Source organism: Nostoc sp. DSM 114160 (genome assembly GCF_053470305.1).
In genome coordinates this window covers 3176683-3191168 of sequence record NZ_JBPFGO010000001.1, presented here as the reverse complement: position 1 = coordinate 3191168, position 14486 = coordinate 3176683, and the positions used below count along the sequence as shown (strand labels likewise).

The following is a 14486-nucleotide window of genomic DNA, read 5'->3' as shown; positions in this document are numbered from 1 at the left end:
TTCGCAATGGGCGCAAGACTTTCATGATTTACATCTGTTGCCTTATTTTGGAGAATTGGTGTTATGCTTCCTACAGTCATTGCACCCCACCCCGCCAAAGCTACGCTTTGTCTCCCCTCTCCTTAGCAAAGCTATGGTGTACACACAATTCTTTTGACCTGCAACTTAATTGCATTGACTTGCAACTCTATTGCATCGACTTGCAACTTAATTGCATCGACTTGCAACTTAATTGCATTGACCCTACAACTTAATTGCATTGACTTGCAACTTAATTGCATCGACTTGCAACTTAATTGCATTGACTTGCAACTTAATTGCATCGACCTGCAAAAATTAATCCACCCGGCGTTACGTAGCAACTTTAAAATTCTTGTGTGTACACAGTAGCCTTTGCAAGGGAAGGGGATTAGGGGTGGGGTTCTTCGTGTTTAATAAGTAATCAAGCGAACATGATATTAATTGCCCCTCAAAATTTTCAAGGTTAGAAGGCGGAAATTAAACTTCCGCCTTCAAATGTTACAGCTTCCACTCTCTGGTTAAGTTTTCTGTAATAATTTAACTAATGTTTCTTTAGCTCCAAACTCATACAACCTGCGTAAATGGTTCGTAACTGCATCAACAAAAAGCGGTGATTGGGACAAATCGCCAAAAATCTCAGTTAAATTGAGCAATGGTTTGGCATCGCTGTCACTGGAATGAGCTAGTTGAGTTAGAGTACCTGCTATTGGGTCATCAATGGGAATGGGATTCCCTCGGTCATCCTGTCCGTTGAGGTAACGGAACCAAGCAGCAACCGTTAGGCTCATGTAATCAATTGCCCCTCCTTGATGCAGCGCGTCACGCACTGAGCCGAGAATAAATTTTGGCATTTTAGCGGAGCTATTCAGGCAAAGACGCGGCAGTTGATCTCGAATTTTAGGATTGGCAAAGCGTTCAATTAAGGTCTTTTTATAACTATCTAAATCAATTCCAGGTACGGGTTGAAGTGTGGGCGTAACTTCTGCCATCAAATTATCGACGGCTTGCCGAATTAATCGATCTGCCATAACTTCATGAACGTAAGTGTAGCCAGCCAAGGAGCCAAGATAGCCAATTAACAAGTGACTGGCGTTGAGCAGCCGGATTTTCATCATCTCATAGGGATGAACATCACTCGTCATCTGAACGCCAACTGATTCCCAATCAGGTCTACCCGCGCTGAAATTGTCTTCGACTACCCACTGAAGAAACGGTTCGGCAACAACTGGAAAGGCATCATCAATGTTAAACTGTTCCGCCACCATTTTGATATCTGCTGGTGTGGTGGCGGGAGTAATGCGATCGACCATGCAGTTGGGAAAAGCTACCTGTTCGGCAACCCAACTTCCCAATTTTGGGTTCTGCATTTGGGCAAATGCGGTTAACATTTTGCGGGCAATGTTACCGTTACCTTGGAGATTGTCGCAGGACAACACGGTAAATGGTGCGATTCCCTGTTGACGGCGGCGATCAAGGGCTGCTGTCAAAAAGCCATATACTCCTATTGGTTCATCAGGATGCTGCAAATCGTACTGGATTGTCGGGTGATTGGCATCGAATTCACCGCTACCTTCAATATAGTAGTAACCGCCTTCGGTAATGGTGAGGGTAACGATGCGGCATTTGGGGTCTGCTAAAGTGTCAATTACTGCTTGGCGATTATCTGGGGCAAACAGATATTTTGTAATTGCTCCAATCGCACGAGCGCGATCGCCTTCTGGGGATCTTTCAACTAAGGTATACAAACAATCTTGAGAGTTCAGTGCATCCCGCATTCGTTTGTCGAATTCCAGTAGCCCAACCCCGCAGATTCCCCATTCACTACCGGGATTTTGATGAAAGTAATTATCCAGGTATAATGCCTGATGTGCGCGATGGAACCCACCCACACCGATATGGACAATACCGTTAGTGATTTGGTGGCGATCGTAATTGGGTACGCGAATGTTATTTCCTAAATGAGACAAAGATGCTTCATTCAGCTTGATTGCCGATCCTGTGCTGATATTGCTGTTCATGGGATTCATTTTGGGTTAGGTGGTGACGATGAACTTTGGGGATGGCTTCACCGTCGCGATCGAACAAATGGCAAAGCTCACCATTAATGTAAATCGGAACGTAATCATGCATAATGGCTGGATTATCTCCGTCTGTTTGCACGACTATAGTTTCGCCACCTGCAATCTTGATGTAGAGAAAGGTTTCTCCGCCTAATCGTTCTACGACTAATACTTCACCATTCACGCTTGGGTTATTGCGATCGAGCCGCAGATGTTCGGGACGAATCCCTAATGTTGCTCTATCCCCAACTGACAGGGTTTTGGGCTTCACCGGAATTGTTACGGTTGCGTCACCAGGGAGTCTAACTGTTGCCCCAGAGTCATTGACGGCTGAAACTGTCACCGAAATAAAGTTCATTTTTGGCGAACCAATAAATCCGGCGACGAATAGATTGCGGGGATGGTGGTAGAGTTCCAGAGGAGAACCCATTTGTTCGATGATGCCGCCCTGTAACACCACAATTTTGTCGGCAAGGGTCATTGCCTCAACTTGATCGTGGGTAACATAAATCATCGTGGCTTGCAGGCTGTCGTGTAAACTGGCAAGCTCAATCCGCATTTGCACCCGCAATGAAGCATCCAGGTTGGACAGTGGCTCATCAAACAAAAATACTTTGGGATTACGCACCAAAGCACGACCGATCGCTACCCTTTGGCGTTGTCCTCCTGATAGTTCTTTGGGCTTCCGGTTCAAAAGTGGCTCCAGTTGCAGGATACGAGCGACTTCACGCGCTCTTTCATAACGCTGGGCTTTCTGCATACCCGCAAGTCGGAGGCTAAAGGCCATATTTTCTGCCACTGTCATGTGAGGATATAAGGCATAAGTTTGAAACACCATTGCTAAACCACGTTTATCCGGTGGCACATCATTGACTTTTTGTCCATCAATAAGTAAATCGCCGGAGGAAATTTCTTCTAGTCCAGCAATCATGCGGAGTAAAGTTGATTTCCCACAGCCGGAGGGGCCGACGAAGACCACAAATTCGCGATCGCCCACGTCGAGATCGATGCCTTTGATGATCTCTGTGTCAGCGTAGGTTTTATGGATATTTCTTAAAGCAACTGTTGACATAAGGTGTTTCCATTAATGGGTTTAAGTTTTTTATTGTGTAGAGAGGATTATGGTTTAAGAACTTCTGTGTTATTTAGGATTTACAAGAAATAAATTACGAACCACAGAGACGCAGAGAACACAGAGAGTTTATTTCACAGCACCGAAGGTCAGACCCCGGACTAATTGCCGTTGACTCAGCCAACCGAAGATGAGGATGGGTGCGATCGCTAGTGTTGATGCTGCCGAAAGTTTTGCCCAAAATAATCCTTGAGGGCTGGAAAATGAAGCAATAAAGGCTGTGAGTGGGGCGGCATCTGCCGTTGTCAAGTTCAAGCTCCAAAATGCTTCGTTCCATGACAAAATAATCGAAAGCAAGGCTGTGGAGGCAATTCCGGGTACTGCTAATGGCAACAACACATGCACAAGTTCTTGCTGTGTGCTTGCTCCATCCATGCGATCGGCTTCGAGAATTTCTTTAGGAACTTCTTTGAAGAAGCTGTAAATCATCCAGACGACGATTGGCAAATTAATCAGGGTATAAATGATAATCAAACCGATGCGAGTATCTAGTAATCCGGCGTTGCGGCACAAAATGTAGATTGGTACTAGCACACCAACGGGTGGCAGCATTTTGGTGGACAGCATCCAAAGTAAAGTTCCCTTGGTGCGTTTGGTTGGGAAGAATGCCATTGCGTAGGCGGCAGGTACGGCAAGCAGCAGCGCGACTATAGTCGAGCCAAGGGAAATCGCTACGCTATTAAACGCATAATTGAAATAATTTGCCCGGTCTTGGATGGCAATATAATTCTCCAATGTCGGACGGAAAAATAACTGCGGGGGAGTTGAAACTGCCGCTACTTCCGTTTTGAAACTGGTGATAAACATCCAGAAAATTGGAAAAAACAATATGCAAGCGGCAAGCCAGCCGAGCAATGTCCATAGCCAAATCTTCGAGGTTTTACGTGCCATGTTAAGTATCCAAATTACGAGCAACACTACGCATCAAAAAGATTGCCACGATGTTGGCAAGGATTACGGCAATTAATCCACCGGCTGAAGCACCGCCGACATCGAATTCCAGCAAGGCTTTTAAGAAGATGTAATAGGCAAGGTTAGTAGTTGCAAGTCCCGGCCCACCGCCTGTGGTAACAAAGATTTCAGCAAAGATAGTCAGGAAGAAAATTGTCTCAATCATGGCAACCACAGAAATGGCGCGGCTTAAATGCGGTAGCATGACGAAACGAAATAGAGCGATCGCATTTGCACCATCCATCCGCGCCGCTTCTAACTGATCGCGATCGAGTGACTGAATTGCAGTCAATAAAATCAGCAAAGCAAAGGGCAGCCATTCCCAGGACACAATAATAATAATGGCAAGTAATGGAACGCTAGCAAACCAATCGATCGCCCCTAAACCCAAACCTCTGGTAATTTGAGCAAATAGCCCATTCACTGGATGCATCAGCATATTTTTCCAGATCAGGGCGCTAACTGTGGGCATCACGAAAAATGGAGAGATTGCTAGTACCCGCGCCACTCCACGACCATAAAAGTCTTGGTCAAATAGTACTGCTAGGAGTGTCCCTAGACCAATTGTGATTGCTAAAACGGAAACAACTAAAACTATTGTGATAGCGATCGATGTCCATAAAGCTGAGTCACTGAGGATGAAAGTGAAATTTTCAATCCCGATGAATTTACGTGCATCTGGATTCAGCAAGTTATAACGCTGAAAGGAAAACCATACGGTCATCACCAGAGGCACAATCATCCACAGCAGTAGGAGAACGACTGAAGGCGCAACCAGAGGTAAGGTTGATACTTGCCGCGTAGTTCGTTGCTTGGTGGGTGGTGGCGTTTCGTGTTGAGGTTTTACTGCTAATGAAGAAGACATAACCTAAAGGAATTTTAGATTTTAGATTTTAGATTTTGGATTCTGAATGTTTTGTAGTTGAGCATTGGCTCTTTTTACCCATGCCCAATGCTCAATGCCCCATGCCCCATTTCACTCGATATAACCCGTGTGTTTCATGAAGCGTTCAGTTGATTTCTGGGATTGCTGCAAAGCTCGATCTACCGAAGTTCGATTGGTCAATGCCGCCGCCAAGGTTTGCCCAACGGAAGAACCGATCGCTTGAAATTCTGGAATATCAACGTATTGAACTCCTTTATACGGAGTTGGTTGTGCGGATGGACGGGTAACATCGGCAGATTGGATCGCTGCCAGCACGATTTCTGCAAAGGGTGCAGCTTTTCGATAGTTGGGATTCTCATAAGTGGAAGTCCGAGTCCCTGGTGGTACAGCAACCCAGCCATTTTCCTTGGCAACCAGTTGAATGTATTCCTTTGATGTTGCCCAAGCAACGAATTTTTGCGCGGCTTCGGGTGATTTTGAGGTTTTTGGAACCGCTAACGCCCAAGCCCAAAGCCAATTTGAGCCGTTAGGATATTTTTCAATTGGCGCACGAGCAAAGCCAACTTTGTTATACACTTGGGATTCTTTGGGATTGGATAATAACCCGGCAGCAACGGTTGCATCTACCCACATACCGCATTTACCCGTTGAGAATAATGCTAAATTCTCATTAAATCCATTGGAACTGGCTCCTGGCGGCCCATATTTGTTAAGCAGATCGACATAAAAGGCGATCGCCTCTTTCCAAGGTGGAGTATCGATCGTTGGTTGCCACTTCATATCAAACCACTGTCCACCATAGGTATTAACCAATGTGGAAACAAATGCGATGTTTTCACCCCAACCAGGTTTTCCGCGCAGGCAAACACCATAAACCCCATGCGCTGGATCGTGGATTTTGCTTGCCCATTCTCTCATTTGGGGATAAGTTGGCTGTTGAGGAACCGCAATCCCAGCTTTTTCAAACAAGTCTTTGCGGTAGTACAGCATGGAACTTTCCCCATAGAATGGTACGGCATAGAGTTTGCCGTTATTGGAAAGCCCTTCTCGTATGGGTTTGAGCAAATCGTTTACGTCATAATTTCCGCCTAGATCCAAGGGTCTTAACCAATCCCGCCTCGCCCAGATTGGCGTTTCATAGGAACCAATGGTCATGACATCAAACTGCCCACCTTGGCTTGCAACATCTGTAGTTGTGCGTTGACGCAACACATTTTCTTCCAGCACAACCCACCGGAGTTGAATATCAGGATTAGCTTCTTCAAATTTGCGAGAAAGCCCTTGCATCACCACCATGTCGCCATTATTTACAGTGGCGATCGTTAGTTTAGTTTTCTCTGCGGCTTGGGAGCGCGGTGAGCAAGCATATAGCAGATGCACCAGCATTACTCCAGCGAGAAATGCAGCTAGCACTTTCGCGAAGCGGCGAATACGCATCGCATAACTCCTTTAAAGTAAAAAACCGAACAAAATAAATTTTTGATTTTATGCTCTAATTTTGGGCAAAAGCTCAATAATAGAAATCATACCAATCTGATTTTGATCGTGGGCATTTGCAACAATTCTTCAATAAGAGGTTGAATCTATGACGGCAAAAGCAACTTATCAGTTTGCAGGTAAGACCATCCTAATTACGGGCGGTGCAGGAGATATTGGCAAAGCAACTGCACACCGTTTTGCTGCTAATGGCGCAGGAATAGCCCTGCTAGATTTGAATGAACCGAAGATGACAGATGTCGCTGCGGAACTAAAAGGTTACAACGTTCCAGTCGGCACGTTTCGCTGTGATGTTACATCTAGTGATGATGTTGCTAAAGCCTTTACTGCTGCTGTAGAGCAGCTTGGGCGCATCGACTATGTATTTAATAATGCGGGTTATCAAGGAGTGTTTGCCAAGACTAACGAATATCCTGAAGACGACTTTCAAAAGGTCATTAATATCAACGTCGTCGGCGTTTTCCATATTCTCAAGGCGGCTGCACAACAATTACGCGATGCAGGTGGAGGTGCGATTGTCAACATGGCGAGTTATGCAGGGGTGGTTGGGCCACCAAATATGTTGGCTTATGCCGCTTCTAAGTTTGCTGTCATTGGAATTACTCAAACGGCAGCAAAAGACTTAGCACCTTACAGCATTCGGGTAAATGCACTCTCGCCTGCGTTGATTGGCCCTGGTTTTATGTGGACGCGGCAAACTGAATTGCAAGCAGCAGTAGGATCGCAGTACTTTGATGCCGATCCCAAGATGGTTGAGCAACAGATGATTAATTCAGTACCAATGCGGCGTTTAGGAAGCCTGGAAGAGGTGGCAAATGGGGTAGCGTTTTTGATGAGTGAAGAGGCAAGCTACATTACTGGGTTTAACTTAGAGGTGACTGGGGGATAATAGAAATTTAAAAATAATTGAGCAAAGATTATTTCTTTGGGCATATAGTCTAAATAATGCAATCATACCTTTGATAGGTACATAGTTTTTGCAGGTAGTATATGGGACAACCTTTTTTAGAGCGGCGCGATGCCACCCCCCTTCGGGCGCGCAAATTAGACTTGGCTGCTCATGCTGCTTGGCTCTATTACATCGTCGGCAATACGCAAGAAGAAATTGCTGCCAAGCTCAATGTATCCCGGCAAGCTGCACAACGCTTAGTAGCACTGGCTGTCAGTGAAAAATTGATTAAATTTCGACTAGATCATCCCCTGAGTGAATGCATTGCTCTGGCTGAGTCGTTACGCGATCGCTTTGCTCTGTCACTTTGTGAAGTAGTACCAACTGACGCAGGTAGTGGTGATACATTATACGGAATTGGTGTATGTGCTGCCACCCACCTAGAGGCTTACCTGATGGCTAAAACCCCTACCATACTAGCGTTGTCATCAGGTCGCACATTGCGAACAATGGTGGAGCAGATCCCCTCAATGAACCAACCCCAGCATAAAATTGTGTCAATTATTGGCAATATGTCTCATTCTGGGCGTGCAGGGTCGTCACGAAGTGGTTATGCATTTATCCGATCGCGTCGGTTCCCAAGCTTACCCAGTGCCGACTCCCGTTGTTGCGACTAGTGTCGAAGAACGAGAACTCTTGCAGACTCAGCGATCGTTTGTCGCTGTCAAAACTCTTGCAGAGCAAGCCAAAGTAACCTTTGTTGGAATTAGTCACATTGCCTGGAATGCTCCGTTACATCAAGACGGCTTCATCAATGACGATGAGGTGGCTGAATTGATTGAACTGGGAGCAGTCGGAGAAATAGCAGGTTGGGCTTATAGCGATCGTGGAGTATTACTGCAACAAGGGACAAACAGCCGGGTTGCCAGTGTAGCCCTCGAACAACCCGCTCATCGACTGATTATTGGAGTGGCGGGTGGTGTGAGAAAGGCAGAGGCAATTTTGGCTGCTCTGCATGGCAAGTTAATTACAGGATTGATTACCGATGAAGCTGCTGCCCAAGCGATTCTTTCTAAAATTTAGTAAATACTAAGTGAGATAATTTATGCTCAGTGTTAAGTTCCTAATTCGTAATTCGTAATTTTTGGGTTTAATTCCTCTTCCCCCAAACAAAGAAGCTAAGTCTATCTATACCTATACATGGCGCTTTTTTCAGTAGTTCCCTACGAGACGCTATAGGTAGCTTTCTTCCTCGTATAGGTAAGATAGACTCAAGAAACATCTGGTTCTAAATCCCCTTACGTAACAGTCTTTAATTACGAATTACAAACTTGTACTGAGGTAGCCGAAGTATTACGAATTACAAATTATGTTAATGTTCTTGTCCCGTTGGTCGGATGAGGATTTCGTTGACATTAACGCGTGGTGGTTGCGTAAGGGCGTAAACGATCGCAGCAGCAATGTCTTCGCTTTGCAGAGGTTGAATTGACTTGCGTCGTTCTTCGATCCGTTGTTTGGCAACGGGATCGGTAATTTGGCTGTCAATTTCCGTATCCACCAACCCAGGTTCAATAATGGTGACGCGGATGTTGTCTTTGTGGACTTCTTGACGCAATGCTTCCGAGAGAGCATTAACACCCCATTTGGTAGCATTGTAAACACCAACACCCGCCCGTGCTGTCCGGCCTGCCACTGACGAGATATTGACTATATGCCCAGATTTTTGTGCTTTCAACAGAGGCAAAACAGCATGAGTCGCATATAGCAGTCCCAATACGTTGAGGTCAAACGATCGCCGCCAATCTGAGCTATTTCCCGCTTCAATCGTGCCTAATAAGGCAATCCCGGCATTATTCACAAGGATATCGACTCTTCCCAATTCTGCATTGGCCTTTGCCACCAAGTTATTTACCTGGGTTTCATCAGTCACATCAGTGACAATAGGCAATGCCTTGCCACCACTAGCTTCGATGCGTTCTGCTAATGCCTGAATGCGATCGCCACGCCTAGCAGCGAGTACAACTGTAGCTCCAACTGAAGCCAAAGCGATCGCAGTTGCTTCTCCAATTCCCGCAGAAGCACCAGTGATAATTGCCACTTTTCCTTCTAATTTACCTGTCATTTCTTTAACTCCTTAGTAATTGATAATTGAATATTGGGCATTGCGCAAAACAGTGCTGTTAGCGATAGCGGGGCGTTTAGCCCGTGCTGAGTTAAGAGTTAAGAGTTAGGAGTTAGAAGTTAGGAGTTTTATTTATCTCCTTGTCTCCCTTGTCCCCTTGTCTCCCTCATCTCCCTGCTCCCCTGCTCCCCTACCCACCTCTTACCGATCCTCAAAACAGATGCAACAGCCGCCCCACACAGTATTAGGGCTGCAAAGCGAAAAGTTCCTTGGAACCCTGCAACGATCGCATCAGCAGGGGCAACAGAGACATCTGCACCGCCAGATATGCTACCGATTAAGGCTCCAAATATTGCCCCAATTAGAGAAACTCCTACGGTGTTCCCTGATGTACGTGACAAAGACAAAAGCCCAGAAGCAATCCCTAGCCGTTCCCTCGGTACCGATCCCATAACAGTGCTGTTGTTGGGCGATTGAAATAAACCTAGACCAATGCCGTAAATAAAATAGCGCGATACATAGCCTAGTTCTGTAATTTGAGCGTCAAAGGTACTAATCCCCAGACAGCCGCCAATCATCAACCCCAGCCCAATTGAACTGATTAGTCGAGCGCCAAAGCGGTCTGAAAGTATTCCAGCCAGTGGGGCAATTAACCCACTCAGTACAGGCGATACGGCTAGTAATAGCCCTACTTTTACCGTTGGATAATGCTTGACGCTCTCTAGAAAGAAAGGGACGATCAGTAGCGAACCGCCAATAACAATGAATGCTAACCAGCCACTTAGCAAACCCATACTCAACTGAAGATTGCGAAACAGCTTTAGCTCTAGTAGTGGCTGCTTTAGAATCGCTTCAACTACCAAAAATGTAATCAAACTTACGGTAGCGATCGCTAATAATACTAATGCATTAGTACTGCCAAAGCCCTGGCTCTGTCCTAGCGTCATACCCAGCCCAAAACTACCCAGAGTCAATAAAGCCAATATGGCTCCCAAAAAGTCAAATTTCTGTTTGCCCTCAATCCGTGCAGAAGGTGGCACTACACGAGCTATTAAGAAACTAGCGATAATCCCCAAGGGTACATTGATGAAGAATATACTATGCCAGCCTGACCAGTTTAAAAGCAATCCGCCAGCAGAGGGGCCAAAAGCAATTCCTAGTGACACTACACTACCGATGATGCCAACAGCCCGACCTCGCTCGGAGGAGGGAAAAACTTCTGTGATAATTGCTAAACCAAGCCCAGAAATGAACACAGCACCTAATCCTTGAAGCGCCCGAAAGGCGATCAACCACTCGATACTAGGTGCAAAACCACACAACAGCGAACTGAAAGTGAACAGAACTAGTCCCCCTTGGTATAAGGACTTCTTACCCCACATATCCCCCAAGCGGGTTGCTCCCAAAACTAAACCAGAACTGACCAACTGGTAACTCAATACAGCCCATTGGGTGGTAGGAAAACTAGTGCCAAAGGCTTGCACTAATGTGGGCAAAGCAACATTAATGATGCCCACATCCAGGGTAGACATGAATACCCCAAGTCCGACACCGAGTAAGACCCAATTTTTTTGAGAGCTTGATAAAGCCAGAGGTTCTGCTTGGAATTGTGCCAATGTTTAGCCTCCACCTTTGACTTTACGGTTGTGAATAGTTTGCATACGTATATTCATTGTAGGGTGCTATCCTCGCTACCAAGTTCAGGAAACTAAGTTTAACGTCAGTTCTTGCAGAAGTAGGGAAAAGGTTAAGGGGTAAAGGGTAAAGGTCTAAAATTTTCCCTTACCCTTTAACCTTTCCCCAACACAGGTATCTACTTCCCAATCGGCAAGATTGGCTTTTCCACTTGTCATATATTTGGTAAAGTACTTAAGTACTCTTAACTCTGCACTCCTTCGGCTATATCAACGATAGTGTTCAACAAAGTACGGTAATTTGATAGAGTTACTGTATTTTGACTAGTTAGCAAACTATCATAGACAACTCTCAGAAGCAAGCTCTAAAGAAAATGGAGAATAGAAAATGGGAAATGTCAATTATTAAAGTTACATCTGCAACTGCAAACAAGTACCTTTTTGTTGTATAAGCAATGACTCAAAAAGCTGCCTTATCTCGATTTACTTTAGGATTTATTGCAGGCTTTGTGTCTGTTTTGCTATTTCATCAAGGTATGTTGGCGCTGCTACATGCAGTAAATTTTACACCCCGCGCCCCTTATTCAACTGCACCGACACAACCATTAGGAATCCCACAAATTTGGTCAAATGCTTTCTGGGGAGGCATTTGGGGACTGATTTTGGTAGTAATTGCACCTCGTTTTCGACACGATAAAAACTATTGGTTAGCAGCTTTAGTCTTTGGTGCAATTGCTCCGACGTTAGTAGCTTGGTTTGTGGTTGCACCACTCAAGGGGTCAACCCATCGCTGGCGGCTGGAAACTTGTGGGAATAGTGACAGGTTTATTGGTTAATGGTGCTTGGGGTGTGGGAACCGCCGGGTTGCTGAGATTATTCTCTAGGAGGCAATTGTTTAACAGCTAGAGTTTTAGGCATTTTTAAATAGGAGGGTAATGTTTAGTATCATCCGTAACCAAAATAGCTTCCTGCTTATTCAGCATCAAGTTGAAAATGTGTATATTATTATTTGAGAATAATCGGTCAAAAAATAGCGATCGCATTATTCGCGTTAGACCAATTCTGTATAAAGATGTGTAGAAATAACCCTACTACCTGCGGCGCTTCCCGTGAGTTCGGGAGGGTTGAGAGGGATCTAAATGATGTGCAGCTTCACAGAGAATTGGCTTTATTCGGTAAATCAAAAATCAAAATAATTTACTACAATGGATAATTTTGGGATTTACACACTGGCTAATGACGTGGTATTTGACCAACTAGTAGCTTTGCTAAACAGCATTGAAGTAAATGTTAGTCCAGATATTCCGATTTGTATTATTCCCTATGACGATCGCTTAAAACGAGTTAAACAGGAGATAGATTCTCGACCGAATGTCACCTTGTTTGACAATAAAAGCTCAATCAAAAAATGGGAGGATTTTGCCGTTCAAGTTTGGAACGCTTATCCCAGAAATAGTCGAAAAAATAAACCTTCTATCGAATGGAATAAAAAAAATAATTTAATCCGAAAAATGTGTGCTTTTGATGGTGAGTTTGAAAGATTTGTATTTTATGATGCTGATAGTTTGGCAATGAATAAGTTGGATAAGGTTTTAGAGAAACTAGACCAATACGACTTTGTGTTTGATGACTGGGAACACACAAAACAAACTTCAGTTGCAGCTTTCGACTTGCCGAAGTTAGAACAAAAAATGTCTTTGCCTGAATCTGAAATCAGACGAGAAATCCACTGTTCTAGTTTTTTTGGTTCAAAAAAGGGTATTTTAGGCGCTGAAGAATTAAAAATACTCAAAAAGCGATTGATAGAAGATAAAGAAGTTGAATTGATTAACGAAATCGCTTGGTGGTGTGACGCAGATTTATTTAGTTACATGACTTTTAGAATTGCTCGACCACTATTTAACTTTACACTCAGTCCTAATGGTGAAGATAGAACTGGTAACTGTGCTAATGCAAATCCATTTGTGAATATTGATAATGTTCTTTACAACCAACAGGGATTAAAACCAATTCATCGCCTTCACTATATGGGCTATTCTGCTATTGGATTTGCCCGCTTGTGTAAAGGTGAAGATGTTGATATTCGTTACAAAAATGAATTTTTGCACTATCGCTTTCTGAAGCAACCAGAGCAAAAACCAAAGCAATTAAAGCCACCCACCATAGCGGCTAGAAGCAATCGATTTATCAAAAAAGTTTGGAATAAAATTAATCAAACTATTTCTTACACTTAGCTTTTGCCCAGCCTTGCTCATTAAGCCTTTAGTTAGTGAGCAATGTCCACTCTCATCTTGCAAAAATGCCTAAAGTTAGTGTTTCCATTCCCACGTTTAATCGAGTTAATTTACTGCCTTTCGCAATTGACAGTGTACTCAATCAGTCTGAGCAAGACTTTGAGCTAATTATTTGTGATGACGGTTCTAGCGATCGCACACCCGAATTGATGTCACAATACACAGACAATCGGATAAAATATATCCGTCATCAGCAAAATATTGGTAAAAGTAATAATATGCGCTCTGGCTTTGATGCTGCCAGTGGCGAATATTTTATTAAATTTGATGATGACGACCGGCTAACACCCGATTTTCTCGCAAATACAGCAGCTATTCTTACTCAAGATTCTAGCATTGATTTTGTTGGTACAGACCATTGGATCATTGATATTAACAATGTGCGGGATGAGATAAAAACTCAAGAAAATTCTCAGCGCTGGGGTAGGAAGAATTTACCCGCAGGTGTTGTAAATAATTTGTTAGAAGTTGTATTTATTCAGCAAAGCTTTCAAGTTGGGGCAACATTATTTCGCCGTAAAACCTTGCAAGAATTAGGATATATGCAGCCAAATCTGCAAAATTGTGAGGATAATGATTTATTTGTACGTCTGGCTTTGGCTGGAAAAAAGGGCTATTACTTACCAGAATTATTGATGGAATATCGCTCTCATGCAGAGCAGCAGGGTATCAATCGAGCCATTCCTTATTTATTTGATAAAATCCAGTATTTAGAAAGTTATAAGTTTGAGTCTGAAAAATTAGAGAAAGTCAGGAAAAATCGTTTAACTGAAACGCAATTATTATTAGGTTTGCGTTTAATTGAAAAGGGTGAAACGCAAAAAGGCAGAGAGCTAGTTTTGGCGGGACAGTCTTTTTCGACTGCTAAAGCTTGGACTGGTTTAGGTTTATCGTTGTTACCGATTGGGTTGCGAGGTAAGGCGTTTAATGCACTGCGACAAATGCAAAGTTAGGCATTGACATTAAGATATTGTGCAATTGACTTATTATCTCATCTAGA

The 14486-nt window shown here is 44.0% G+C and carries 13 protein-coding genes; 6 read left to right on the top strand and 7 right to left on the bottom strand.

The genetic code is table 11. The features are described 5' to 3' along the window. Positions 1–539: 539 nt before the first annotated feature. From NSTCB13_RS14080 to NSTCB13_RS14060, 5 genes are all read right to left on the bottom strand, one after another. Positions 540–2048: a mannitol dehydrogenase family protein gene (locus tag NSTCB13_RS14080; RefSeq protein WP_448272753.1), complete on the bottom strand. Its 1509-nt coding sequence runs from the start codon at positions 2046–2048 to the stop codon at positions 540–542. Then, positions 1996–3153 (bottom strand): ABC transporter ATP-binding protein, encoded by a 1158-nt coding sequence (locus NSTCB13_RS14075; protein ID WP_448272752.1) that lies wholly within the window; start codon positions 3151–3153, stop codon positions 1996–1998. The genes NSTCB13_RS14080 and NSTCB13_RS14075 overlap by 53 nt, the downstream gene beginning before the upstream one ends. 129 nt (positions 3154–3282) lie before the next feature. Next, complete coding sequence (locus NSTCB13_RS14070) at positions 3283–4104, bottom strand: carbohydrate ABC transporter permease (RefSeq protein ID WP_448272751.1); 822 nt, start codon at positions 4102–4104, stop codon at positions 3283–3285. Between the two features lies 1 nt (position 4105). Next, positions 4106–5029: a carbohydrate ABC transporter permease gene (locus NSTCB13_RS14065; protein ID WP_322692251.1), complete on the bottom strand. Its 924-nt coding sequence runs from the start codon at positions 5027–5029 to the stop codon at positions 4106–4108. 111 nt (positions 5030–5140) lie between these two features. Next, positions 5141–6487 carry an ABC transporter substrate-binding protein gene (locus tag NSTCB13_RS14060; protein ID WP_448272750.1) on the bottom strand — a complete coding sequence of 449 codons (1347 nt, stop codon included), beginning with the start codon at positions 6485–6487 and terminating at the stop codon, positions 5141–5143. A gap of 148 nt (positions 6488–6635) precedes the next feature. Between NSTCB13_RS14060 and NSTCB13_RS14055 the strand changes: the two genes are divergently transcribed. The 3 genes from NSTCB13_RS14055 (at position 6636) to NSTCB13_RS14045 (ending at position 8519) form a co-directional block, all read left to right on the top strand. Then, complete coding sequence (locus NSTCB13_RS14055) at positions 6636–7436, top strand: SDR family NAD(P)-dependent oxidoreductase (RefSeq protein WP_445628028.1); 801 nt, start codon at positions 6636–6638, stop codon at positions 7434–7436. Between the two features lie 101 nt (positions 7437–7537). Next, on the top strand, positions 7538–8113 hold the full coding sequence (locus NSTCB13_RS14050) for a sugar-binding domain-containing protein (RefSeq protein ID WP_448272749.1): 576 nt from the start codon (positions 7538–7540) through the stop codon (positions 8111–8113). After that, entirely contained in the window at positions 8049–8519 is a 471-nt protein-coding gene (locus tag NSTCB13_RS14045) for a sugar-binding domain-containing protein (RefSeq protein WP_448272748.1), read from the top strand. The genes NSTCB13_RS14050 and NSTCB13_RS14045 overlap by 65 nt, the downstream gene beginning before the upstream one ends. A gap of 289 nt (positions 8520–8808) precedes the next feature. Here NSTCB13_RS14045 and NSTCB13_RS14040 read toward each other — a convergent pair whose 3' ends face one another. Continuing rightward, positions 8809–9558: an SDR family NAD(P)-dependent oxidoreductase gene (locus NSTCB13_RS14040; RefSeq protein ID WP_334700088.1), complete on the bottom strand. Its 750-nt coding sequence runs from the start codon at positions 9556–9558 to the stop codon at positions 8809–8811. A 128-nt stretch (positions 9559–9686) separates the two neighbouring features. Next, a complete protein-coding gene (locus NSTCB13_RS14035; RefSeq protein ID WP_448272747.1) occupies positions 9687–11174 on the bottom strand; it encodes a DHA2 family efflux MFS transporter permease subunit in 1488 nt (495 codons plus the stop codon). Positions 11175–11647: 473 nt separating this feature from the next. Here NSTCB13_RS14035 and NSTCB13_RS14030 point away from each other — a divergent pair, with 473 nt between their 5' ends. The 3 genes from NSTCB13_RS14030 to NSTCB13_RS14020 all read left to right on the top strand — a co-directional run bounded on the left by NSTCB13_RS14030 (position 11648) and on the right by NSTCB13_RS14020 (position 14439). Next, on the top strand, positions 11648–12028 hold the full coding sequence (locus NSTCB13_RS14030; RefSeq protein ID WP_448272746.1) for a hypothetical protein: 381 nt from the start codon (positions 11648–11650) through the stop codon (positions 12026–12028). A 369-nt stretch (positions 12029–12397) separates the two neighbouring features. Further along, positions 12398–13426: an Npun_R2821/Npun_R2822 family protein gene (locus tag NSTCB13_RS14025; protein WP_448272745.1), complete on the top strand. Its 1029-nt coding sequence runs from the start codon at positions 12398–12400 to the stop codon at positions 13424–13426. A 65-nt stretch (positions 13427–13491) separates the two neighbouring features. After that, positions 13492–14439: a glycosyltransferase family 2 protein gene (locus NSTCB13_RS14020; protein WP_448272744.1), complete on the top strand. Its 948-nt coding sequence runs from the start codon at positions 13492–13494 to the stop codon at positions 14437–14439. Positions 14440–14486: the final 47 nt, after the last annotated feature.